Genomic DNA, 23,011 nt, shown 5'->3' on the forward strand with positions numbered 1-23,011 from the left:
GTCGAAGGCGCTGCCTCGCGCGGCGAACATCGGCATGCCTCTTGACCGTCGGCGGTCCACCCGCGTGTGGGGAATCCTATGCCGAGGTATCGGTCCTTCACGGCCTTCATGCAGTCGACGGCACGCGCGCTCTCAGCATAGCGTTCTACGCATGTCTTTGGTCGGCACGCTGGCGGAACGAGTGGAATTTACCCGTGCCAAAGATGTTTACGAGCAAGTGACCCCCACCGGTGGCGAGCAGGGCGCTTGTATATGCCCCCTGCGGCGGCGAAGCGCATCAGGAAGGAAAGGCATCAATGAGCCGGATAGCTGTACTTGTTGCAACGGGTATTCTCGCCGGTGATGCGGCAGCACTCGAGCGGCACAACGTGTCGCAAATGTCGGGTGAGGCGGTTGGTAGAGTCCTTCAATCGGAGCGTCGATCCATTCTTCGCCACCACTCGGCACGTGTAGATAAACTGATGCTCTACGATATATACGCGCGTGATTATCGGTCTTGCAAATCCGGCGAAGCAGCCGTGTCGACGCGCGTTCCGACTAAGGACGGTCTATACAGAGTCCTCCGATGTGCAAAGGTGACGAAGTCGTTTTCGCGCCTTTGAGCGTGGCTGCGGCGATAACAATGCGGTGCCGATGGAGCGGATTGGGCGCTTGGCTGATAGGACCGGGTCCAGGGTGCTGTCGATTTCATTAGGCAGTGAGCGGCCCGGTTGGGTCGGGTGAAACCGACACCAAGGCATAATAGACCTCTGCATCGACCCAGCGCATGCTCGCGCGCACGCCCACGCGAAAGTATGGCCATGGAAAGCTATTTCGGCCGCGCCTTCGATGCGCTGCCGGCCATGATGTGGACCGCAGCGCCCGACGGGCGCATCGATTTCGTCAACCGACGCTGGTCCGACTACACCGGTCTCAGCGTCGACGAAGCCCATGGCTGGGAGTGGCAGGCCGTCGTCAGCGCGGACGATTTGCCCAAGTTGCTCGAACTGTGGCGGTCGATCTTGGCGTCAGGCGAGCCCGGCGAGATGGATGCACGCGTACGACGCTTCGACGGAGAGTATCGTTGGTTTCGCGTCCACTTCAGTCCGATGCGCGACGACATCGGACAGATCGTCAAATGGTGCGGGGTCGGCATGGACGTCGACGATCTTCGCCGAACTCAGGAGACCCTGCGTCAACGCGAGCTCGACTTTCAGCTGATCGTCGACAGCATTCCGATTCCGGTCGCCGTGACGACACCGTCAGGCGAGGTCGAGGGCCTCAATCAACTGACACTCGACTACTTCGGCAAGTCTCTCGAGGAACTGAAAGGCTGGAAGGCCTCAGACGTCGTCCATCCGGATGACCTGGAGCAAACGATCGCCGCACAACTCGAGGCGCACCAGAAGGGCAGTACGTACAACGTCGAGAGCCGCCATCGCCGCGCCGATGGCGTTTATCGCTGGTACAATGTTCTCGGCATGCCTCTGCGGGATTCGCAAGGCGACATCCTCCGCTGGCTTCACTTGCTTGTCGACATCGATGATCGCAAGCGGGCTGAGGAGGCGCTCAGCGCGAGCGAGCGTTACGCTCGCTCGATCGTGGACAGCATCCCCGGCATGGTCGCTGCATTTACGCCTGATGGCGAACTCGAATTCGTCAACCGTCAGATCGTCGAATTCTTCGGCAAGCCGCTTGAGGAGTTGAGGCGCTGGGCGACCAGCGACATGACTCACCCGGAGGATCTATCGCGTGCCGTCGAGTCCTTCACGCGATCGATCGCGTCGGGTGAACCCTTCGAGGACGAAGTCCGCGCTCGACGATTCGATGGCGTCTACCGGTGGTTTCAGTCTCGTGGATTTCCTCTAAGGGACACCGACGGCCGCATTGTTCGCTGGTACAATCTGCTCATCGACATCGACGAGAGAAAGCGCGCCGAAGAAGCGCTGCTTGCGAGTGAGCGCGAGGCGCGGCTGATTGTCGACAGCATTCCCGGCCAGGTCGCGATCTTTTCGCCCAACGGTGAGGTGGAATTCGTGAACCATCGGCTCCGCGAGTATTACGGTGCAACGCTTGAGGAGTTGCAAAACTGGGCGTCGGGGGATTCGATCCATCCCGACGATCTTCCGCGCGCGGTCGAGATCTTTGCGCAAGCGATGGCGTCAGGGCAGCCCGTCAAGAACGAAACCCGCAATCGACGCTCCGATGGTGTCTACCGCTGGTTTGAGTCTCGGGTACGTCCGCTCAAGGATGCGAACGGACGTATCGTGCGCTGGTACGGTCTCTTCATTGACGTCGACGACCGCAAACGCGCGGAGCGGGCGCTGCATGAGAGCGAGCGCCAGTTGCGCCTGATCGTCGACACCATTCCGGGCCAGATCGCTGTGTTTGGAGCCCGGGGAGAAGTCGAAGCCCTAAACAAGCAGTTCCTCGCGTATCTGGGCCAAACCCAGGAGGAGTTCGCAAACTGGGCCAGCAACGGCACGGTCCATCCCGACGATCTTGTTCGTTACAGTGATACCTTGAAGCGTTCCCTCGACACTGGCCTTCCGATCGACTGCGAAACGCGGCTTCGGCGCTTCGACGGGGTCTATCGCTGGTTCCAGGTTCGAGGCGATGCGGTGCGGGACGCCGCGGCGAACATCGTTCGCTGGTATTGTCTGATGTCCGATATCGACGAGCGCAAGCGCGCCGAAGAGGCTCTCACGGCACGCGAACGTAACCTCAACGAGATCATCAACACGATTCCCGTGCTGGCATGGTCTGCGTGCCCAGATGGCTCCGCCGAATTCTTCAACCAGCACTATCTTCACTATGTGGGTCTCTCTATCGGCCAAGAAAAGGATTGGGTACCGACAACTGCGCTGTCCGAGTACTGGGACCTGACCGCAGCAGTCCACCCAGATGACGTGGACGGACTTACTGCTAAGTGGGAGACCATTCTAGCATCCGGAAAATCGGGGGAAGCGGAGGCCCGCCTTCGCCGTTTCGACGGCATTTACCGATGGTTTCTAATTCGTGCCAATCCGCTGTGCGACGAAGCCGCGAACATCGTGAAATGGTACGGAGTCAGTATCGACATAGACGACCGAAAGCGCGCCGAGCAAGCGCTCCGCGAGAGCGAGCGCAATTTCAAGCTGACCATCGACACGATTCCTGCGCTGGCGTGGACGGCTCATCCTGACGGCTCAGCCGAATTTCTCAGTCAGCACTACCTCGAGTATGTCGGTCTCAGCGCCGAGCAGGCGCAGGGTTGGGGCTGGGCGGGGACCGTTTATCCGGAAGACCTGAGTGAGCTGACAGCCACGTGGCAGGCCATCATGGCCTCGGAAAAGCCGGGAGAGGCAGAAGCGCGGCTTCGCCGGTTCGACGGCGAGTATCGGTGGCTTCTGTTCCGCGCTAGTCCATTGCGAGATGCATCAGGGAACATCGTCAAATGGTATGGGGTCAATACCGATATCGACGACCGCAAGCGCGCCGAGACAAATCTCGCTCGCGAGAAGCAACTGCTGGAGATGATAGCGTCCGGCAGCCCGCTTCGTGATGTTCTCAGCGCCCTGTGCAAGATGGTCGAAGAGGCTGGCCCCGGCTGCTATTGTGATGTCCACCCGATCGATTGGAGCGGCCCGACCATCGAATACAGCGTGGCGCCTTCGCTTCCTGCCAGTTACACCGACCCGATTGCGGGGCTCTCCCTTAGCGGCGACGCATTGCCCTGCGCGTTAGCGGTCCGTCAGAAGGTACAGGTGGTTGCGGAAGATATTGATACGGACCTACGCTGGCGGGACTCCTCTGTCCGAACCCATGTTCTGGAGCACGGGCTGAGATCGGTCTGGAGCACGCCGATTTATGCAAAGGATGGACGCGTCCTTGCCACCCTTTGCCTCTATCAGCGCCAGCCCGCAAGCCCGTCGCCGCTGCATCAAAGTCTCATTGCCCATGCGACGCACCTCGCTAGCATCGCCATCGAACGTTCGCGAACTGAGGCAGCGCTCAGGCGCAGTGAGGCATTTCTTGCCGAAGGCCAGCATCTCGCGCGGATGGGCAATTTTTCCTGGCATGTCGCGACGGGCGAGATCACGTGGTCCGAGCAACTCTATCGCATCTTCCAGTTTGATCCGGGCGTCCTCGTGACGCTCGAACTGATCGCCAGCCGGGTTCATCCTGAAGACATGCCTTTGATGGCAGATATGATCGAACGGGCGACGCGTGGGGAAAGTGATTTCGAATACCAGCATCGGATCGTCCTGCCCGACAACTCAATCAAGCACCTGCACCTGATCGCGCATCGGGCTAGAGGCGATCCGGGCCAAATGGAGTATATCGGTGCCGTTCTCGACATCTCACAACGCCGGCTCGCCGAAGAGGCACTCAGCAAGGCCCGTTCCGACCTCGCCCACGTCACCAGGGTCACTAGCCTCGGCGCGTTGACGGCGTCGATCGCGCACGAAGTCAACCAACCACTGTCAGGCATCATCACCAATGCCAGCACATGCCTGCGCATGCTGGCCGCGGATCCGCCGAACATTGACGTAGCCAGGGAGACCGCGCGGCGCACGATCCGCGACGGCAACCGTGCGGCCGACGTGATTGCGCGTCTGCGTACGCTTTTCAGCAAGAGGACCGCAAGCATTGAGCCGATCGATTTGAACGAGGCAGCCCGAGAGGTAATAGCCCTGTCCTGGGGTGACCTTCAGCGAAGCGGCGTGATTGTGCGCACCGAACTGGCAGACGGGCTTCCACTTGTCGGCGGCGACCGCATTCAGCTCCAGCAGGTCTTCATGAACCTTCTGCGCAATGGCGTGGATGCGATGAGCGGCGTCGGTGACCGACCGAGGCGGCTGTTGATCAGGACCGAACAGGACAAAGATGATCATGTGCGCCTGAGCGTGCAGGACACCGGTCTCGGTTTCGGACCCGACGGCACAGAGCGACTCTTTGAGGCGTTCTACACGACCAAAAGCGATGGGATGGGGATAGGGCTGTCCATCAGCCGCTCCATCATCGAGAGCCATCGCGGGCGCCTATGGGGGCAAACAAATGATGGCCCAGGTGTGACGTTCTCGTTTTCCATTCCTGCCTATTCCGGGGATGAGAAGGCTCTCCACGGCGCGAGCACCCAGCACGCGCCGGTCGCCAGCAATGCCCAGAGTTCAGCGGGGATTTCATGAATATTACACTTCCACTCGTGTCGGTTGTCGATGACGACGAGTCCGTGCGCGAGTCGCTGCCCGACCTGCTCAAGGCATTCGGATTCCACGCCGAGGCTTTCGCGTCGGCAGAAGAGTTTTTGGGGTCCGATATTGTCGGCAGGACCAGATGCCTGATCCTCGACGTCTCCATGCCAGGGATGTCAGGCCCCGACCTGCAGCAGGAACTCGAGCGTCGGGGTCTTCCAATACCGATCATCTTCATCACTGCGCACCGGGACGACAATGTGCGGCCGCGTTTGCTCGAGCAGGGCGCGGTGGAATGCCTCTTCAAGCCGTTCAGCGATGCGGACCTTCAGGAGGCCCTCAGCTCAGCGCTCAGTGGGCCGCCTTAGGCGTCACGCCACTTTGTGGCCATCCCGTGGAGGTAGGAGCGATGAATACAGATCTGGCGACTGCACCTGGCGATAAAGCGAGGTTGGCATTCATGTCGGACGAAACACCTGTCGTCTTCGTCGTCGACGACGATGTTTCCGTGCGCGAGTCTCTCGAATTGCTGATCCGGTCCGCCGGCTGGCAACCGAATACGTTCGAGTCGGCCCAGGAATTCCTCTCGTGTCCGCGAGCGCTGGTTCCGAACTGTCTGGTCCTCGACGTCAATCTTCCGGATCTGAGCGGGCTCGATTTGCAGCGGTTCGTCTCCGTCGAGCGGACTGATATGCCGATCATCTTCGTCACAGGCTACGGCGATGTACCGATGACGGTGAAGGCGATGAAGGCTGGCGCTGTCGAGTTCCTGATGAAGCCCTTCAGCGACGAGGTGCTGCTGACCGCCATCGGGCAGGCGCTGGATCGCAGCAGGAATTTGCTTGCCCAAGACTCTGAAATCCACGCGCTGCGGGATCGCTACGCATCACTCAGCCGTCGGGAGCACGAAGTGATGACGCTGGTGGTCTCCGGTCTGCTGAACAAGCAGGTCGGCTTCGAGCTCGGTATCAGCGAGATCACCGTGAAGGCACACCGAGGCCAGGTGATGCGTAAGATGAAGGCTCGCTCTCTCCCCGACTTAGTGAACATGGCGGCAAAGCTCAGCATCGCTCACTAGCTCGGGGATGCGCCGCGTCCAACTCATCCCCATGGTCGGTCTCCAGCGAACGGCAGTTCTGGCGCTTACGCGCTTCGGCGAACGAAGCACTATCTCAGGCTAACCAATACAAAAGTATCGACGATGCCATCAGCTTGCGCAGCGTTATCTGCGCAATCCGATCCAAAAGTATTGACGACACCATCGTACAATAGATTTGCCACCGCACTTGATCGAACCTGTCCATGACATCCCGTCACGCACGCGTGGCTTAATGGAAAGGAATCGCGTCATGAAGCACTTGTTTCTCGTTGCACAGCTTCTATCAGCGTTTCGTGAATTCGTCGCGCCCCACTACCGGCCGGAGCTCCACTACATGCGCGGACCCGGACCCGCCTACGCGCGCCGGATGGTCATGGTCGATGCGAGACGCGCATTGCCGACATCGCGCGCCGACCGTCGATGACAAGACGGTGCCTCAGCGAGGTAAGGGCAGCGGGCAGCGTACCGTTTTGGTGTCTGCATAAGCTGAATTTCCACAGCTCGCAGGCGGCGTTTGGCGATCGCGGGAGCGAAATCCTGCCAGTCCAGGAGCTCTGATATGAAACCGAAGCAAGCAGTTGACTGTAGCCTTCATCCGTTCTGCCGCTGCCATGCCAGATGCGTCGTCGAGAACGGTCGCAAACCCGCGCGCAGCAAGGGCTTCCTAGGCATACTGCTGGTCCTGGGCATCGCCTTTGTGGTCGGCGCACGCGTGCTCCTCATGGCACCGTATGCGAGTGCGCATGATGCCTTGCCAACCGCTGTGCAGCCGCAGGGATGGTCTTATCCCTTCTCCTGTTGCTCGGGCTACGATTGCCGTGAAGTCGCGGACAATGCCATCGGTGAGCGGCCGCAAGGCTACGTAATCAAGGGTACGGGGGAGGTGATTACCTATTCGGACAGCCGCATCAAAAGCAGTCCCGATGGCGTGTTTCATTGGTGTTCGGTGGCCGGGGCAGATGACGGGCACACCGTCTGCCTGTTTGTACCGCCGCGTGGGTTCTGATTCTCGCAACGGCTCGATCCCGAGCCGTGTTGCTACCTCTCGGATCGCGTCCATGATGAAACCTGCACAAGCCAGCTCGATTCTCGCCAAGCAGACCATGCCCCTGGCTCTCGATGGCGACACGGTCGAGGCATTCAGCGTCCCGGCCTGCCTGACCGAGATCGAGGTTCTCGTCAAAGGCACCTGGGAGCCCAAGATCCGTTTCGATCTGCGGGCCAGCCCGGACCTGCCGCTCTTGATATGCAGTCGTGCAGGCCTGCAAAGCGCTATCATGAACCTGCTGTTCAATGCACGCGACGCAATGCCGGGGGGCGGCGTGATCTCGCTCGTCGCTGCCGCCATCTATGAGGGCCACATCGCGACGGAGATTGAGGTGCTTGTAACCGACAGCGGGTTCGGCATGGCGACCGATACACTGCTGCGGGCCATCGATCCCTTCTTCACTACAAAGACGACCGGGCTGGGCGGCCTTGGCTTGCCGATGGTCACGCATTTCGCGGAGGAGGCAGGAGGACGCCTTTACATCGAAAGTGAGCCAGGCATCGGCACAATCGTGACCTTGCGCTTGCCCGTTCGTCCGGCCACCTCCGATGGAGAGAGGACATGATCGAACAACGGCCCCTGACGTCCCGGTATCGCGGCATGGACGAGAACGCTAAAGCGCTGCCGGGCACCGATCCGAGAGTGCTGCTCGCCTCGATCGTCCACGATTTCAACAATTTTCTGACCCCGATCGTCACGATCATGGAGGAGCTGCAAAGTCAGAAGGTCGGCTCGCCAACGCAGCTCAAACGCATCGACGGCGCGATATTCTGCGCGTTCCGCGCCAAAACACTGGCACGGCAGCTGCTCGATTTTGCTACTCCCCAGAAAATCGAGCCAGCAATGGTGGATATCAGCCAGCTCCTCGAGTCCCTGGAGCCGGTCCTGGCAAGCGTGTTGCCTGCGCCTATCATCATTCGGCTCGATGTTGCCGACGGTCTTCCACCTGCCTTTATCGACCGCCAGCTTATGGAGCGGGCATTGCTCAATCTGGTGCTCAACGCCCGCGATGCGATGCCGGACGGCGGGGAGGTTGTCATCGCCGCCGCCATTGGTCGACGGTCCGGTAGCAGTTCCCAGTCGCGCGAACCGATGATCCGCTTGTCGGTTGCCGATACGGGTATCGGCATGAGCCCCGCGACGCTGCGAAGTGCGGGGGCGCCCTACTTCTCGACCAAAAGTCACGGAACAGGGCTCGGCCTGGCGATGGTGTGCCAACTTATGGAAAGTCAAGGCGGTGGGCTGTCGATCACCAGCACCCCATATCACGGCACTGCGATCGACTTATGGCTGCCCGTGATGCCATCTTCCGTTGTCGGCTCACGTTGACGATCGATCAGAAGGTCGTGCCATGAAACTCCGGGTCCTCACCTCACGGCTGGCAACAGCGTTTTGCGTTTCCGTGCCGGCGCGCGGCGCTGGCGTAATCTCATTTTGTTCGACTATCTGGCCGGACGCTCGTTCCGTCGGGGTTGAGCGATGTTGCGGCAATCGATGAAGTGGGAGCGACAGTGGTCGGGCAAGCCATGAGTGCTGGGCAAGTCGCTCCGGCGCGCAGGCCGCGTGTCGTCATCATCGGCGCCGGCTTCGGCGACACCAACGCTGCGAGGGAGTGTCGAAAATTTTGTGCGTGAGGCCATGATGATGGAAAGGAGAGAATCATCACATGGCTATCGAGAAAGAACTGCTGGATCAGCTGCTTGCCGGTCGTGATCCGAGGGATTTGTTTGCCAAGGATGGTCTGCTCGACGACCTGAAGAAGGCGCTTTCGGAGCGCATTCTGAACGCCGAGCTCGACGAGCACCTGGCGGACGAAGGTGCCGACGGCAACGCCAATCGCCGCAACGGGCATTCGAAGAAGACGGTGCTGACGGGGACGTCACAGATGACGCTGGCGATCCCGCGCGACCGGGCCGGCACCTTTGATCCGAAGCTGGTCGCCAAGTACCAGCGGCGGTTTCCCGACTTCGACGACAAGATCATCTCGATGTATGCGCGCGGCATGACGGTGCGCGAGATCCGCGGCCATCTGGAGGAGCTCTACGGCATCGAGGTCTCGCCGGACCTGATCTCGGCGGTCACCGACGCGGTGCTGGAGGAGGTCGCCGAATGGCAGAACCGGCCGCTGGACGCGGTCTATCCCGTCGTCTTCTTCGATGCCATTCGGGTCAAGATCCGCGACGAGGGCTTCGTGCGCAACAAGGCGGTCTACATCGCGCTCGGCATCCTGCCCGACGGCACCAAGGAGGTCATGGGCATCTGGATCGAACAGACCGAGGGCGCCAAGTTCTGGCTGCGCGTCATGAACGAGTTGAAGAACCGCGGCGTCGGCGACGTCCTGATCGCCGTCGTCGACGGGCTGAAGGGCTTTCCCGAGGCGATCAACGCCGTCTTTCCCCAGACCGTGGTGCAGACCTGCATTGTGCACCTGATCCGCCATTCCCTGGAGTTCGTGTCGTGGAAGGACCGCAAGGCGGTCGTGCCGGCGCTCAGGGCGATCTACCGGGCCATGGACGCCGAGGCCGGCCTGCAGGCCCTGGAGGCGTTCGAGGCCGGTCACTGGGGCCAGCGCTACCCGGCGATCGCCCAGAGCTGGCGGCGCAATTGGCAACAGGTCATTCCGTTCTTTGCTTTCCCTGAGGGCGTGCGCCGCATCATCTACACCACAAACGCCATCGAGGCGCTCAACTCCAAGCTGCGGCGCGCCGTCCGAACCCGGGGCCATTTCCCCAATGACGACGCCGCCATGAAGCTGCTATATCTGGTTCTGAACCACGCGGCCGAGGAATGGAAACGACCGCCGCGCGAGTGGTTCGAGGCCAAGACCCAATTCGCCATTGTCTTCGGCGAACGGTTCGTCGGTCGGTGACGAAAACGGGCCTCGCGCACAGAATTCCTTACAGTCCCACGCTGCGATCGGCCTCAGAAAAGCCGACGTCGACGTGACAGTGATCGACCGCCGCAACTACTACCTGTTCCAGCCTCTGCTCTACCAGGTGGCGGCGGCCGGGCTGTCGCCGGCGCAGATCGCCATGCCGATCCGTCACATCCTCAAGCGACAGAGCAACGCGACAGTGCTGATGGACAAAGTCGAGGACATCGACACCGCGTCGCGCCTGGTGATCATCGTCAACCGCCGGATTCCGTACGACTACCTCGTCATCGCGACCGGCGCCCGCCACGCCTATTTCGGCCATGACGAATGGGAGCAGGTGGCGCCCGGCCTGAAGACGATCGGCGACGCCACCGTGTGCTCGATCTGCTTCAAAGCGCCGGTGTCGAGATCGTCATTCCGCCGCGATCAAACCGAAAACAACCACGCCGCTACGACACAGAGCTCTACAAGGCCAGGCATCTCACCGAGAACTTCTTCGCAAAGCTCAAACAGTACCGTGCCATCGCAACCCGCTACGACAAGCGCGCAACCAACTTCCTCGGCGCCATACACCTCGCCGCAGCCGTCATTCTCCTCAACTGATCACAGGCCCTACGCAAGAAGCTGCTCACCTTCGTAATCGTCGGTGGCGGGCCGACCGGTGTCGAACTCGCCGGAGCCATCGTCGAACTGGCGCGCAAGGCAATAGTTGGGGACTTTCGCCATATCGATTCGTCCACCGCCCGTATCATCCTGGTCGAAGCTGGGCCGCGTTTGCTTGCGGCCTTTCCAGAAGACCTGTCCGCCTCTGCAAAGAGACAGCTGGAAAAACTCGGCGTCGAAGTGCGGCTTGGCCATGCGGTCACGCAATGCAACGAGAATGGCGTCGTGCTCGCCGACGGGCACACCATCGCCTCGGCCTGCATCCTGTGGGCTGCGGGCGTGCAGGCCTCGCGTGGAGCGAAGTGGCTCAACGCAGAAGCCCACCGGGCGGGCCGCGTCATCGTGGGTGACGATCTCAGCCTGTCCGGCGATCCCGAGATTTTTGTCATCGGCGACACGGCGCTGGTGAAGGGCGATGGCGGCAAGCCGGTGCCGGGCGTAGCGGCCGCGACCAAACAGATGGGCAAGTACGTCGCCCGGCTCATCAAGGCGCGGCTAGCCGACAAAACCGTTCCGCTACGTCGACTACGGCAATCTTGCCACCATCGGCCGCTAGGCGGCCGTTGCAGACTTCGGCTGGATCAGGCTGAGCGGGTTCATCGCCTGGCTGCTGTGGACGTTTGCCCACTTGTGGTTCCTGGTCGGCTTCCGCAACCGCATCGTCGTCTTCCTCGATTGGGCCTGGGCCTATGTCACATTCGATCGCGGCGCGCGCCTCATAACCGAACGACGCAGCACCTGAGAGCCGGCTGCCGCATCGGGCCGACTCGCGCCATGACGGAGCTGGTGCTGATCGTCCCATTCACAGCCGGCTTCGGGTATCCTTCTGCGAGCGGATTTGAGGATTATCGAAGGATGCACGCCGCATCGGACGCCGCCCCGGCGCGGCGCAAACATCTCGGAGAGCATGGAGCTTCGCTCGTTCGGGTCGTGACGCGGTTGCATCTCGGCGTTGTGTTCGCCTAACCACTCTGCCGCATCGAACCGATCACGGTTGGAATGAGCTCAGAGACCGTCGGGTGGATCGGCACCGCCCACTGCAGGTCGCGATATGGCGTGCTGGCGTTGATGGCGTCGAGTATGCCGTGAATGGCCTCGTCGCCACCCGGCCCGAGGATCGCGGCGCCGAGGATATTGCCCGTTTCGGCATTAGCGACCACCTTCATGAATCCAAGCGTTTCGCCTTTTTCGACAGCGCGCCCGACACGCGTCATCGGCCGCGTGCCGACGAGGACTGGCAGGCCGGCACTCCGCGCTTCCGCTTCGCTCATACCGGTGCGTCCCAGCGGCGGGTCGATGTAGAGCGCGTAGCCTGGTACGCGGTCGCTGACCTTACGGCGCCCCCCGTCGAGCAGATTTGCGGCAACGATCTCGAAATCGTTGTAGGCCGTGTGGGTGAAGGCACCGCGGCCGTTGCATTCGCCTAGCGCGAAGACACCTTCGACATTGGTTGTGAGATGGTCGTCGACCGTGATGAAGCCGCGGGCGTCCCACGCGATTCCTGCTTCATCGAGACCTAGGTCATCGGTGTTGGGGCGGCGCCCAACCGCGAGGAGCACGTGGCTGCCGACCACGTCGCGGGGCTCGCGCGCGCAGTGAAGGCCGACGCGGATGTACTCGCCTTCGGGCGCGAAGCTTATGCATTCGGCGTCGAGCCTGATCGCAATACCTTCGCGCTCGAGAATGTCCTTGATCGAGGCGGAGACATCGTCGTCCTCGCGCGAGACCAGGCGGGGCCCTTTTTCCACGACGGTTACTTCGGCGCCAAAACGGCGGAACATCTGTGCGAACTCGAGCCCAACATAGCTGCCGCCGATCACGACAAGGTGGCTCGGCACCTGGTCGAGTGCGACCATGTCGGCATTGTCGAGGACATTAACTTGTTCGATGCCGGGCATGTTCGGTCTTGCCGCCCGGCCGCCGACATTGATGAAGATCCTCGGCGCAGAGAGCACGTCGCCTCCGACCTCAACCGTGTGCCCGTCGATAAACCGGGCGTGGCCGCGGATGACGGTGCAGTTCTCCATGCCGGTCAGCCAGCTCTCGAGACCCGAACGGGCATCGAGCGTTACTTTGGCTGCGCGCGCGTGGACCTTCTTCATATCAATTGCGATCTCGCCTCCAACCGCGACGCCGTAGTCGCCGGCGCGCCGCGCGAGATGGGCCGCATACGCGCTCGCGACCATGGCCTTCGTGGGCATGCAGCCGGTGTTGACGCAGGTCCCACCGAAGAACTTCCGTTCGATCAGCGCGACCTTCATGCCGGCCGCTGTCAGGCGCCCGGCGAGGGAAGGTCCGGCTTGCCCGGCGCCGATGATGATGGCGTCGAAGCTATTGTTCATGACACGCCTCCGAGGATCTGCGCCGCGCCGTCCAGCGTACCGATGAGGGCGCCAACCGGGCTCAGTACCGCGACGTAGCGGGTCGGCATCAAATCGAAATTGGATGATCCGGTCATAGCGGTCTCCGTGGTTGGCACTTTACGGCCGGCAAGCGGTGCCCCTCCGCTTGCACGTCGGCCGCGCCGTAGCGTTCGGTCTTGATGATGGCCGGGTCTATTCCGGCCGCGATTGTTCCCTCGGCCGCCGTCTCCACGAACGGGTTCGAACCGCAGATCAGCACTTGGCGAACCGGCATCTTCATGGCCGTCACGATGCCGGCAATGAATTCGGCATCAATGCGTCCGGCCCGGAATGAGTGCGCGCCGGCCTCCCGCGTCAGCGTCACCATCAGGCAGAAGCTATTGCCGGAGACCGCCAACTCCGACAGTTCGTCGAAGAACAGGAGCTCTTCGCGCGATCGCGCTGAGAACACCAGTGCTACCGGATCCCGTGACCCGATCGCTGCCCGGTGGCGCAGCATCGACATGAAGGGTGCCACACCCGAGCCGCCGCCAAGGAAAAGCACCGGGCCGCCGTCCTCGGGGGTCCAGACAAAGTGTCCACCGATCGGGCCGCCTATCTCGATTTCATCGCCCACCTGCGCAGCATCATGCATGAAGGGTGAGACCTCGCCGTCATCGAACCTTTCGATCGCGAGTTCGAGCTCTCCTGCTCTACCAGTCCCGGGCGCAGAAGCGATCGAGTAGCTGCGTTGGGCGCGATAGCCGTCCGGCGCCGTCAGCCGCAGCAAAACGTGTTGACCAGGCCGGAACGACATGGGTTCCGGAAGGCGGAAGAGGAAGCTTTTCACGCGCGGCGACAGCCTCTCGATACGCGTGATGATTGCGTTCTGCCAGGTCATAGGTGGGTCAATCGTTCGTGTAGCGCTGTTCGCGCCAAGGGTCGCCGTAGTGGTGATAGCCGCGCAACTCCCAGAAACCGAGCTGATCGCGCTCGGCGAACTGGAGCGCATTCACCCATTTTGCGGATTTCCAGAAATAGAGATGCGGCACCAGCAGCCGCGCCGGTCCACCATGTTCAGCCGTGATCGGCTGGCCGGCGTACCTGGTTGCCACCATCGCCTTGCCCGCGAGGAGATCGGCCGATGGCACGTTCGTGGAGTAGCCATCGTACGAATGCGCAAGCGTGTAGGCGGTCGGCGCCTCCAGATTGGCCGCTGCAAGAAGATCGTCGATCAGCACGCCTTCCCAGAATGTGTTGAACTTCGACCAGGTCGTCACGCAATGGATATCTCGGGTCATTTTGGTCTGCGGCAGAGCGTTGAACTCCGCCCAGTTCCACTTCGCCACCGTGCGTGGCCCGACTTTCAGGGTGAATGTCCAATCTTCGGTGCTGATCCGGGGCGTTGGTCCTGCTGACAAGACCGGGAAGTCCGAGACGACATGTTGACCCGGTGGAAGACGGGTCGACTGTTCAGGATTGACCAGCCTGCGTACAAAGCCGCGTGTGACCATCACGATACTCCCTTTGCTCTCGCATCCTCGTTCATTCGGCCTGCTTCAAGGCGCCGTCCGTCTCCAGCCACCTGTCGAAGGCACCCGGCCAGGTGATTGTGGACGACGACCTTGTCGGTCGGGAAACCGGCTGCCTCGTCCGCAGCCGCCTGAGCCCGCGCGATCGCTTAGGCGTGCGGCGCCTATTCGATCGCGAACCTCGCACGGGCTGCGACTCAATCATCCGGACCTCGTCAGGTTCGTGTCGATCGGCAAAGTGCGGATGCGCTTGCCGGTCGCGGCGAAGATCGCATTCGTTACCGCAGGCGCTACGACCGCTGTCGGTGGCTCACCGATGCCGCCCGGGGCCTCAGTGCTCTTCACCAGGTGAGTCTCGACCACAGGAACCTCGTCGATGCGCATCGGCGGGTAGCTATCGAAGTTGCTCTGTTCGACCCGGCCGTCCTTGATCGTGATGGCGCCGTGCAGCGCGGCGGTCAGGCCGAAGATCGTGCCGCCCTCGATCTGCTGCGCGACCGTGTCCGGGTTGACGACCATGCCGCAATCGACGGCGCAGACGATGCGGTGGACGCGCACCGACCCGTCGCTGACCTCGACCTCCGCCACCTGGGCGAGATAGCTGCCGAAGCCGACCAAGAGCGAGACGCCGCGCCCGCGACCGGCCGGTAAGGGCTTGCCCCAGCCGGCCTTCTCCGCCGCGAGCGTCAAAACGCCGAGGGCACGCGGATTGTGGCCGAGCAACGCTTTGCGATAGGCGACAGGGTCCTGCTTCGCCGCCGCGGCCAATTCGTCGATGAAGCTCTCGACGACAAAGATGCTGTGGGTCACTCCGACGCCGCGCCAGAACGCAGTCGGGACACCAGGCGGCTCGACTCGAACATAGTCGACATGGATGTTGGGCAAGGCATAGGGCGGCTCCGCCGATCCCTCCACTGCATCGACGTCGACGCCGTTCTGGAAGAATGCCGGCACGTAACGCGCTGAGACAGACGAGCCGCAGACGCGATGCGTCCAGGCGACGGGCCTGCCACTCGAGTCCAGTCCCGCCGAGAGTCGGTCGTAATAATAGGGCCGGTACATGTCGTGCTGGATGTCCTCCTCGCGGCTCCACACGACCTTCACCGGCCCCTCCACCTGCTGCGCGACCTTGATCGCGAGCACCGGGCCGTCGACCTCGAGCCGACGGCCGAAACCGCCGCCGAGCAGATGATTGTGGATCGTGACCGCTTCCTTCGGCAGGCCGGTCAGCTCGGCTGCGGCGGCATGCATCTCGTGCATTGCTTGCGTGCCCACCCAGACGTCGCAGCCATCCTTTGTGACATGAGCGGTGCAATTCATCGGCTCCATGGTCGCGTGTGCAAGGAAGGGCATCTGATAGGTGGCATCGATCCGCTGCGCCGCTGCGGCAAACCCTTTGTCGACGTCGCCCTCATGGCGGGCGACCGCACCCGGCCGCTGCGACGCCTCTTCGAGCTGGCGGACGATGTCGGCGCTGCTGACCGCCGCGTTCGGGCCGTCGTCCCACTCGATCGCCGCCGCTTCCAGCCCCTTTTTGGCGGCGCCGAGATGATCGGCGACGACGGCGACGGCATTCTCGATGCGTACCACCTGGCGCACACCCTTGATCGCGCGCGCCGCTGCCTCATCGACGGCTTTCGGCTTGCCGCCGAAGACGGGCGAGATGGCGATTGCCGCGATTCCCATGCCCGGCAGCCTGACATCGATGCCGTAGTTGGCCTTGCCTCTCACCTTGTCCGGCGTGTCCAGCCGCTTCGCGGGAGTCCCGATGAGAACGAAGTCCTTGGGGTCTTTGAGTTGCACGCCGTCGGGTGCCGGCACCGGCAGGGCGGAGGCGTCATCGACGAGCTCGCCGTAGGCCAGGCTGCGCGTGGCGCTGGCGTCGGAAACGACGCCCAGCCTGGCACGACAGGTCGCAGGATCGACGTCCCAGCGCTTGGCAGCAGCCGTGATCAGCAGAGTGCGGCCAACCGCGCCGGCTTGGCGCAGCTGCGTCCACGCGGAACGGATCGATGAAGAGAGCCCCGTCCGCTGGACGACGAGCAGGTTGTTAAAATAGAGCGCATCGTCGGCGGGTGCATGCTCCAGTCGGACTTGGTCGAGGCCGACCTCCAACTCCTCCGCAAGCAACATGGGCAGCGACGTGTAGGTTCCCTGACCCATCTCGACCATGGGCATCACGAAGGTGACGACGCCCTGGCGGTCGATGTGGATGAAGGCATTAGGCGCGAACGCGGGTGTCGAGGCTTCGGCCGCCCGAGCGGTGCGCAGCGCCGGCGGCAGGGCAACGAAAAGAGCAAGCCCACCGCCGACTGCCGCTCCGACCTTGAGGAAACTGCGCCGGTCGAGGACCACGGGCAGATCGTGTGGCATTTGCGTGTCCTCCGTCAGGCTGCAGCGCGATGGATCGCGGCGCGGATGCGCTGATACGTGCCGCATCGGCAGACATTGCCGGACATAGCGCTGCCGATCTCGGCGTCGGTCGGCTTCGGTGTTTCCTGGAGCAGCGCCGTCGCCGACATGATCTGGCCGGACTGGCAATAGCCGCACTGCACTACTTCGAGGTCGAGCCAAGCCTGCTGCAGGGCTTTCCCCTCCGCTGTTTCGCTGATCGCCTCGATGGTCGTGATCTCTGAGGTTCCGACGCTATCGATCGGCGTGACGCAGGAACGGGTGGCGACGCCGTCGACATGAACTGTGCAGGCACCGCAGAGCGCCGCGCCGCAACCGAATTTCGTACCTGTCATGCCAAGCACGTCGCGCAGCACCCACAACAGCGGAGTGTCGTCGTCGACATCAACGCGATGCATTTGACCGTTGATTTTGATGGCGAAGGTCATGGCGTCCGCTCCTTGCCTCGTGGCTTGTTGACCCTGTCATCCACGGGTGCTGCGCATCTGCAAAAATTGGCGAGGTGAGGCCGGGCCGGCTGCGGCCCGCACGTTGGCATCTCGCCCGTCAGGCACACACGATCGACCGGCTGCGGAACCAAATCTATTGCACGATGGTGTTGGCGATACTTTTGTATTGTTCGATCGGCGAGAACCTACCGGATGTTTCTTACCGATACTAAAGTATCGACGACACTATCGTACCATCGCGCGAACACGACATCTGCTGCATTCTCTTGTGCCCAGATGGGCTCGACGCAGTTCGGTTCAGAGAATTGAGGCGACGAGTCTGCCAAGGCGGGCGCGCCGGCGAGGACCTCTACGAATACCCTTTCGTTGGCCCAAGGAGCAAAAGATGACCCCTAGCAGCAGCGTTCATGAAGCCAATGAGGACCGGGCGCATCCGTCGATGATGGCTTGGCGCGTGCATGAGTTTGGACCCCCAGACGTTATGAGGTTCGAGCAGGTCCCTCGACCCAACCCTGGTCCCGGCGAGGTTCTTGTCAAAGTCGAAGCCGCTGGCGTCGGTCCATGGGACGGCTGGATCAGAGCCGGAAAGAGTGTCTTGCCGCAACCGCTCCCCCTTACTTTGGGGTCTGATCTGTCAGGTGAAGTTATCGCCGTGGGGCCTGGGGTTTCTGACCTGCGCCCAGGGGATCAGGTTTATGGTGTTACGAATCCCCGGTTTATCGGAGCCTATGCCGAGTATGCTGTAGCTTCCGCAGCGATGGTCTCTAAGAAGCCAAGCTCGCTGACCCACATTGAAGCCGCCTCTGTTCCTGTCATTGCCGTGACGGCCTGGCAGGGGTTGTTTGATCAAGCCCAACTGGAAGCTGGCCAAACAGTGCTCATTCACGGGGCGGCGGGAAACGTTGGAGCTTATGCTGTTCAGCTGGCCCGTCGCGCAGGTCTGAGAACCTTCGCGACCGCGGCAACGGAGGATATCGCCTACGTGCAGGGGCTCGGCGCGAGCACAGTGATCGACTTCCGGACCCAGCGCTTCGAGGAGATGGTCCGCGACGCAGACGCGGTCATCGATCTGGTCGGTGGCGGGACACAAGAGCGTTCGTTTCAGGTCCTCCGGCGAGGCGGCAAGCTGATTTCGGCGGTGTCCCGTCCTGATCAGCGCCTTGCGCAGTACCATGGCGTCGAAGCAGCCTTCTTTCTGGTCAACGTCACAAGCCAACATCTCGCGGAGATCGCAGGCCTGGTCGACGATGGAAAGCTGAAAACTCGTGTGGGTGCAGTCCTACCCCTCGCGGATGCACGCGATGCCCATTTAGTGCTCGAAGGCGTACGGCCTCGGCAGAAGGGAAAAATCGTGCTTGCCGTCGGGGCAAACTAAGCGATCAAATCTGGGAATCCCAAGGCGGTTCCCGCTCCGCACGTGAACGGGTCGGTGGAGCGCAGCGCCGGCCTTTTGTCGGCGACGGGATAATCGACATGCCCGGAGTCACAGAAGCGGTCGGAGCGCTACGCACTCCGGCCGCTCGTTCGATATCCGGTTCGGACCAGGTTCAAGGAGACGCGACCACCACCACAGAGTGGTGATCACGCCTTGGCCGCTGCTCACAACGGCAGCTCCTTGCCGGCCTGCTCCGCCACCATGTACTTGGCGTACCAATCCGGCCAGTTCTCGTCCCGCTGGCCGCCGTTCCGCTTCTCGTGCTCGCCGTGAGCCTCTGACGCGCGTCGCATCGCGCTTGCGAGCTCCGACGGCGAGGTGAAAGTCGTCACATCCATGTCAATACGTCCGGGCAGCCGCACTGTGACCTCTTGCACTAGCCAGCCGTTGCCGTCTGGATCGCTGAACGAGATGAACGAGCGGTAGCTGAGACGATCGGGTTCGAGACCTCTAAGCCGGCGCTGCCCCAACAGGTAGGGCTCGTCGGTGCCCACAAACACGTCTCCGGCATTGTGAAACACCTGGCTGACCTCAACGCCGCGACCAAGCAGATCGTTGCGGGCGGCTTCGATATCAGAGACAACGAGGTATAGTCCCTGGGCGGAGCCGGGCGCCGCGGCGGTGACGTTCTTGCCAAAAAGCACCGAGCTGCCGGAGCCGGGCGGCGTGAACTGGATAACGCGCCAGTCGTCACCGGAGGCGAAGTCGGCGTCAAGCCTCCATCCCAAGCCGCCGTAAAAACGCTTGGCACGATCGACGTCCGAGACAGGGATGACGACGAACTCGAACTTCATATCCACCGCCCTGGTCTTTGGGTCGCTCGCAGCCTCGCTGCGTGCCAACTCAGTTGTACCGCTCATTTTCGATCTCCTTTGATGTTGAATGGTTTCAGAGTGGGGTTATTTCGCAACGTGAACATGTCGCGTTGGCGCGGAAGCAGGCACGGTGAAGGGCAAAATCACCACCTGTCCGGGAATGACGTTGTGGTTGGGGTCTACTAAAGCGATGGTTACCTTGTGCTCGCCGGGCGGCAGCCCTGCGATGTCGATCGTGTTGTTGTCACTTGCGTCCGCCCACCACCAGGGCAGGTCATCAACAATGACGTGCAGGTGTCCGACGCGCGGTGATACCGAGAGGGCGCCCGGACCGAACACCGGCACGATGCGAAGGTTCTCCACACGGTACTGGGCCCAGAAGACGCCTTGCGCGAGCCCTTCGGGAAGCGGAGGGTCAACGATCAGCTTGGGTGCGGGCTCGTTCTCGACGGCGACGTACGGTGACGGGCCACGGATCTCTTTCGCCGTAGGGGTAACGTCTTGCGCGAGGGCGCCGGTTGCGAGCGCGGCGCCTGCTGCGATGCCGCCAAACGTCTTGAGGAGCATAGTCATTGCATTCTCTCCTTTGAGCAAAGTTGGGATTCGCCGACGACCGTCAGTGCCAACGCACACAAAATCCTGCGAACTGCGCCTGCCCTGCCTGCCGTGCCAAAGCGCCCGCGACGATCAGTGCCGCTACCGCGATGATCCGCTTCGTTTCACTTGGTTCTCGGCAGTCATGCTGCGGGTGCAAGCGAGGCGAGCGCCATGGGTGTCGCACGGAAGCTGATCGCCACTCGGTTGTAGGCGTTCATCAGGCTGATCGCGATGGTCAGGTCGACCAGCTGCTTCTCGCCAAAGGCCGCGGCTACAGCTTCGTAAGCATCATCCGGGACACCTCGGTCGCCGAGGCGCGTCACGACTTCCGCCCACGCGAGCGCCGCCTTCTCCCGCTCGTCGAATATGCCGCCGGCCTCTGGCCATACGGCGACAAGGACGAGGTGCTCGAACGGCAATCCGGCCTTGAGAAGGTCGCGCGAATGCGAGTCGATGCAATAGGCGCATCCGTTGATCTGCGACACGCGCAGAAATACGAGATCGACCAGCCGCGAGGGCAGCCCTGACTGGCGTACATGTGCGTAGACGGCGCCGAGCGCCTTCATCCCGGCGGGTGAGGCCGCGTAGTAGTTCATCCGCTGCGACATGACGTTTCGTGTCCTTCCATCCGGTTCTTCAGTCAGCGTCGGGGATCACCAGCTGCTCGTCGGGTCCATCGACGATGAGCACGGCAAGCAGGCGCGCCGGTTCAGTGTTGCTCGCGTTGGCGCTCACCCGATGATAGGAACCGGGCTTCTCGAACCACGCCTCGCCCGCCCGGTAGACGCGGGCAGGCTCATCACCGACCTGGCTCCGGATCGCGCCCGAGACGACGTAAGCGTAGATGAACGCCGAGTGGGGGTGATGGTGCGCGGCCGAGCTCACCCCAGGCGCGTAGTCGACGATATGGGTGACCAGGCGCGTTCCTGGCAGGTGCGGAATTGGCTCATCCGCGGCGACGGTGACGGTTTCGCCGGGAACCGTACCCTGAGTGGCCCCGACCATCCGCAGCATGGATGCGGCGTTCGCCTCGTGCGGCAGCAGACCGGTGCGCTTCACTGCGGTCTGGTGCGCTTGCCCCATGTCCAACGCCAAACCGCTTCCGGCGAACAATGCCGCTAGGCCGACGGCCATCGATCGAATCGTCTTCATCCGGGTATCCTTTCGTCCTTGAGGGTTGGTGATCAGCCTGCCGGCCGGACCGACCTGAAGGCAGCGCGCAGTTCGGTCGAGAAGAGCTGCGGTTCCTCCCAGGCCGCAAAGTGGCCGCCTTTGTCGACCTCGTTGAAGTATTTGAGGCCGGGGTAGACCGTCTCGACCCAGCTTCGCGGGGCGGCCCAGATCTCGCCGGGAAAAGTCGTGAAACCCACGGGAACGGAGACCGGCGGGCGAGCCAGCCCGGCCGCACGGGCTGCGGTCAAAGACCGTCCGAGTTCCCAGTACCACCGGGCGGCCGAGGCGCCGGTGCCCGTCAGCCAGTACAGCGTGATGTTGTCGACGATGTTGTCTCGGGTGAGATTGCCCACCGGCTCATGGTCGAGGAAAGCGCGGGAGATCTTGTAGTAGCTGTCCGTATCGTGGTCGAGCAACCAGGCCGCTAACCCGATGGGTGAATCCAGCAGGGAGTAACCAATCGTTTGCGGCCGGGTGGATTGCTCCAGGAAATAACCGAAGCCGTCCATCGCGAATTCGTTGAGCGCATCGTGTGCCGCGCGTTCCTCCGGGGACGCCGCCGGCAGTTGGTCCTTGAACCCCACCGCCCCGGTGAGCAGGTTGAGATGAATGCCGAGCAGCCCCTCGGGTGCTTGGCGGCCCATGGCGTCCGTGACACTGGCACCCACATCGCCGCCTTGGGCCACATAGCGCCGGTAGCCGAGACGTTCCATCAGCACTGCCCATGCGCGTGCGATGCGATCGGAGTCCCAGCCGAGGTCGGTCGCTTCGCCGGAGAAGCCATAGCCAGGCAAGGAAGGTAGCACCAGGTGGAACGCGTCCTGGGGAACGCCACCGTGCGAGGTCGGGTCGGTCAGGAGACCGACAGTCTCGAGGAGCTCGATCACCGAGCCGGGCCAGCCGTGTGTCATGATCAGCGGCAACGCGTTCTCATGCCCGGATCTGACGTGAAGGAAGTGAACATCCACTCCGTCAATCTCGGTCGTGAACTGCGGCAGGGCGTTCAGTCGTGCTTCGCACCTGCGCCAGTCGTATTCGGTCGCCCAGTAGCGCGCGAGTTCCTTGATCGTCGCGAGCTGCACGCCCTGCGACCGATCGTTGACGAGTTCTTTGCTGGGCCAGCGTGTCGCCCCAATGCGCCGGCGGAGCTCATCGAGCTCCTGTTGGGGGATGGCGAGCGTAAAGGGGCGGATCGCGTCGCCCCCGGCTGCGGCACGCAGCGTCTGCGGGAGCAGCCCGAGCGCTCCGGCGGCCGTTGCGGCGGCGAGCAGTTCGCGTCGAGTAGGCGTTAGCGACATTGCTGACATGACGTCCTCTTCAGCATTCCCGGAACTCACTGGGATGCGGGTATTAGATCGACGTCAGGCGAAGCAAATCTATTGCACGTTGGTATCGGCGATACCTTTGTATTGGAA

18 protein-coding genes and 2 pseudogenes are annotated in these 23,011 nt (G+C 62.3%); 10 read left to right on the forward strand and 10 right to left on the reverse strand.

Going from position 1 to position 23,011, the window contains the following annotated elements; translation table 11 throughout:
- The first annotated feature begins 800 nt into the window (after positions 1 to 800).
- The 9 genes and pseudogenes from JN280_RS03665 to JN280_RS03705 all read left to right on the forward strand — a co-directional run.
- Entirely contained in the window at positions 801 to 5,150 is a 4,350-nt protein-coding gene (locus tag JN280_RS03665; RefSeq protein WP_202310158.1) for a PAS domain-containing protein, read from the forward strand.
- Positions 5,147 to 5,524, forward strand: a complete 378-nt coding sequence (locus JN280_RS03670) for a response regulator (protein WP_202310159.1) — start codon at positions 5,147 to 5,149, stop codon at positions 5,522 to 5,524. Before JN280_RS03665 ends, JN280_RS03670 begins: the two co-directional genes overlap by 4 nt.
- Before the next feature lie 92 nt (positions 5,525 to 5,616).
- The gene (locus JN280_RS03675) at positions 5,617 to 6,234 is read left to right on the forward strand and encodes a response regulator transcription factor (RefSeq protein ID WP_202314514.1); all 618 of its coding nucleotides are present in this window, start codon (positions 5,617 to 5,619) and stop codon (positions 6,232 to 6,234) included.
- 580 nt (positions 6,235 to 6,814) lie between these two features.
- Complete coding sequence (locus JN280_RS40085) at positions 6,815 to 7,261, forward strand: hypothetical protein (protein WP_202310160.1); 447 nt, start codon at positions 6,815 to 6,817, stop codon at positions 7,259 to 7,261.
- Positions 7,215 to 7,868: a sensor histidine kinase gene (locus JN280_RS03685; RefSeq protein ID WP_244742912.1), complete on the forward strand. Its 654-nt coding sequence runs from the start codon at positions 7,215 to 7,217 to the stop codon at positions 7,866 to 7,868. Before JN280_RS40085 ends, JN280_RS03685 begins: the two co-directional genes overlap by 47 nt.
- Positions 7,865 to 8,632, forward strand: coding sequence for an ATP-binding protein (locus JN280_RS03690; RefSeq protein ID WP_202310162.1), 768 nt, complete (start codon positions 7,865 to 7,867; stop codon positions 8,630 to 8,632). The genes JN280_RS03685 and JN280_RS03690 overlap by 4 nt, the downstream gene beginning before the upstream one ends.
- Positions 8,633 to 8,969: 337 nt before the next feature.
- Positions 8,970 to 10,172: an IS256 family transposase gene (locus tag JN280_RS03695; RefSeq protein WP_202310163.1), complete on the forward strand. Its 1,203-nt coding sequence runs from the start codon at positions 8,970 to 8,972 to the stop codon at positions 10,170 to 10,172.
- Positions 10,173 to 10,209: 37 nt separating this feature from the next.
- Positions 10,210 to 10,551, forward strand: a pseudogene (locus tag JN280_RS39265) (NAD(P)/FAD-dependent oxidoreductase); the annotation flags it as partial.
- Between the two features lie 228 nt (positions 10,552 to 10,779).
- Positions 10,780 to 11,583, forward strand: a pseudogene (locus JN280_RS03705) (NAD(P)/FAD-dependent oxidoreductase); the annotation flags it as partial.
- 220 nt (positions 11,584 to 11,803) lie between these two features.
- On the opposite strand, the gene JN280_RS03710 reads toward JN280_RS03705, so the two are convergent.
- From JN280_RS03710 to JN280_RS03730, 5 genes are all read right to left on the reverse strand, one after another.
- On the reverse strand, positions 11,804 to 13,183 hold the full coding sequence (locus JN280_RS03710; protein WP_202310165.1) for an FAD-containing oxidoreductase: 1,380 nt from the start codon (positions 13,181 to 13,183) through the stop codon (positions 11,804 to 11,806).
- Between the two features lie 112 nt (positions 13,184 to 13,295).
- Positions 13,296 to 14,084 carry a ferredoxin reductase gene (locus JN280_RS03715; RefSeq protein WP_202310166.1) on the reverse strand — a complete coding sequence of 263 codons (789 nt, stop codon included), beginning with the start codon at positions 14,082 to 14,084 and terminating at the stop codon, positions 13,296 to 13,298.
- A gap of 7 nt (positions 14,085 to 14,091) precedes the next feature.
- Positions 14,092 to 14,697 carry a sulfite oxidase-like oxidoreductase gene (locus tag JN280_RS03720; protein ID WP_202310167.1) on the reverse strand — a complete coding sequence of 202 codons (606 nt, stop codon included), beginning with the start codon at positions 14,695 to 14,697 and terminating at the stop codon, positions 14,092 to 14,094.
- Between the two features lie 219 nt (positions 14,698 to 14,916).
- Entirely contained in the window at positions 14,917 to 17,088 is a 2,172-nt protein-coding gene (locus tag JN280_RS03725) for a xanthine dehydrogenase family protein molybdopterin-binding subunit (RefSeq protein ID WP_202310168.1), read from the reverse strand.
- A 14-nt stretch (positions 17,089 to 17,102) separates the two neighbouring features.
- The gene (locus JN280_RS03730) at positions 17,103 to 17,555 is read right to left on the reverse strand and encodes a (2Fe-2S)-binding protein (protein ID WP_202310169.1); all 453 of its coding nucleotides are present in this window, start codon (positions 17,553 to 17,555) and stop codon (positions 17,103 to 17,105) included.
- 406 nt (positions 17,556 to 17,961) lie between these two features.
- Here JN280_RS03730 and JN280_RS03735 point away from each other — a divergent pair, with 406 nt between their 5' ends.
- On the forward strand, positions 17,962 to 18,951 hold the full coding sequence (locus tag JN280_RS03735) for an NADP-dependent oxidoreductase (protein ID WP_244742915.1): 990 nt from the start codon (positions 17,962 to 17,964) through the stop codon (positions 18,949 to 18,951).
- A 224-nt stretch (positions 18,952 to 19,175) separates the two neighbouring features.
- Here JN280_RS03735 and JN280_RS03740 read toward each other — a convergent pair whose 3' ends face one another.
- From JN280_RS03740 to JN280_RS03760, 5 genes are all read right to left on the reverse strand, one after another.
- Complete coding sequence (locus JN280_RS03740; RefSeq protein ID WP_202310170.1) at positions 19,176 to 19,871, reverse strand: VOC family protein; 696 nt, start codon at positions 19,869 to 19,871, stop codon at positions 19,176 to 19,178.
- 39 nt (positions 19,872 to 19,910) lie between these two features.
- A complete protein-coding gene (locus JN280_RS03745) occupies positions 19,911 to 20,399 on the reverse strand; it encodes a DUF6130 family protein (protein WP_202310171.1) in 489 nt (162 codons plus the stop codon).
- A 164-nt stretch (positions 20,400 to 20,563) separates the two neighbouring features.
- Positions 20,564 to 21,031: a carboxymuconolactone decarboxylase family protein gene (locus JN280_RS03750; RefSeq protein WP_202310172.1), complete on the reverse strand. Its 468-nt coding sequence runs from the start codon at positions 21,029 to 21,031 to the stop codon at positions 20,564 to 20,566.
- Between the two features lie 28 nt (positions 21,032 to 21,059).
- Positions 21,060 to 21,575, reverse strand: coding sequence for a cupin domain-containing protein (locus JN280_RS03755; protein WP_244742918.1), 516 nt, complete (start codon positions 21,573 to 21,575; stop codon positions 21,060 to 21,062).
- 32 nt (positions 21,576 to 21,607) lie between these two features.
- Positions 21,608 to 22,903, reverse strand: a complete 1,296-nt coding sequence (locus tag JN280_RS03760; RefSeq protein ID WP_202310173.1) for an epoxide hydrolase family protein — start codon at positions 22,901 to 22,903, stop codon at positions 21,608 to 21,610.
- Positions 22,904 to 23,011 lie beyond the last annotated feature (108 nt).

It is taken from the genome of Mesorhizobium sp. L-8-10 (assembly GCF_016756635.1).
Lineage (GTDB): Bacteria > Pseudomonadota > Alphaproteobacteria > Rhizobiales > Rhizobiaceae.

What these genes read in the sequence shown, in the direction of transcription:
- JN280_RS03665 (WP_202310158.1), top strand. Translation starts at nt 801, where the DNA reads ATGGAAAGCTATTTCGGCCGCGCCTTCGATGCGCTGCCGGCCATGATG.
- JN280_RS03670 (WP_202310159.1), top strand. Translation starts at nt 5,147, where the DNA reads ATGAATATTACACTTCCACTCGTGTCGGTTGTCGATGACGACGAGTCC.
- JN280_RS03675 (WP_202314514.1), top strand. Translation starts at nt 5,617, where the DNA reads ATGTCGGACGAAACACCTGTCGTCTTCGTCGTCGACGACGATGTTTCC.
- JN280_RS40085 (WP_202310160.1), top strand. Translation starts at nt 6,815, where the DNA reads ATGAAACCGAAGCAAGCAGTTGACTGTAGCCTTCATCCGTTCTGCCGC.
- JN280_RS03685 (WP_244742912.1), top strand. Translation starts at nt 7,215, where the DNA reads ATGACGGGCACACCGTCTGCCTGTTTGTACCGCCGCGTGGGTTCTGAT.
- JN280_RS03690 (WP_202310162.1), top strand. Translation starts at nt 7,865, where the DNA reads ATGATCGAACAACGGCCCCTGACGTCCCGGTATCGCGGCATGGACGAG.
- JN280_RS03695 (WP_202310163.1), top strand. Translation starts at nt 8,970, where the DNA reads ATGGCTATCGAGAAAGAACTGCTGGATCAGCTGCTTGCCGGTCGTGAT.
- JN280_RS03710 (WP_202310165.1), bottom strand. Translation starts at nt 13,183, where the DNA reads ATGAACAATAGCTTCGACGCCATCATCATCGGCGCCGGGCAAGCCGGA.
- JN280_RS03715 (WP_202310166.1), bottom strand. Translation starts at nt 14,084, where the DNA reads ATGACCTGGCAGAACGCAATCATCACGCGTATCGAGAGGCTGTCGCCG.
- JN280_RS03720 (WP_202310167.1), bottom strand. Translation starts at nt 14,697, where the DNA reads ATGGTCACACGCGGCTTTGTACGCAGGCTGGTCAATCCTGAACAGTCG.
- JN280_RS03725 (WP_202310168.1), bottom strand. Translation starts at nt 17,088, where the DNA reads ATGCCACACGATCTGCCCGTGGTCCTCGACCGGCGCAGTTTCCTCAAG.
- JN280_RS03730 (WP_202310169.1), bottom strand. Translation starts at nt 17,555, where the DNA reads ATGACCTTCGCCATCAAAATCAACGGTCAAATGCATCGCGTTGATGTC.
- JN280_RS03735 (WP_244742915.1), top strand. Translation starts at nt 17,962, where the DNA reads ATGACCCCTAGCAGCAGCGTTCATGAAGCCAATGAGGACCGGGCGCAT.
- JN280_RS03740 (WP_202310170.1), bottom strand. Translation starts at nt 19,871, where the DNA reads ATGAGCGGTACAACTGAGTTGGCACGCAGCGAGGCTGCGAGCGACCCA.
- JN280_RS03745 (WP_202310171.1), bottom strand. Translation starts at nt 20,399, where the DNA reads ATGACTATGCTCCTCAAGACGTTTGGCGGCATCGCAGCAGGCGCCGCG.
- JN280_RS03750 (WP_202310172.1), bottom strand. Translation starts at nt 21,031, where the DNA reads ATGTCGCAGCGGATGAACTACTACGCGGCCTCACCCGCCGGGATGAAG.
- JN280_RS03755 (WP_244742918.1), bottom strand. Translation starts at nt 21,575, where the DNA reads ATGAAGACGATTCGATCGATGGCCGTCGGCCTAGCGGCATTGTTCGCC.
- JN280_RS03760 (WP_202310173.1), bottom strand. Translation starts at nt 22,903, where the DNA reads ATGTCAGCAATGTCGCTAACGCCTACTCGACGCGAACTGCTCGCCGCC.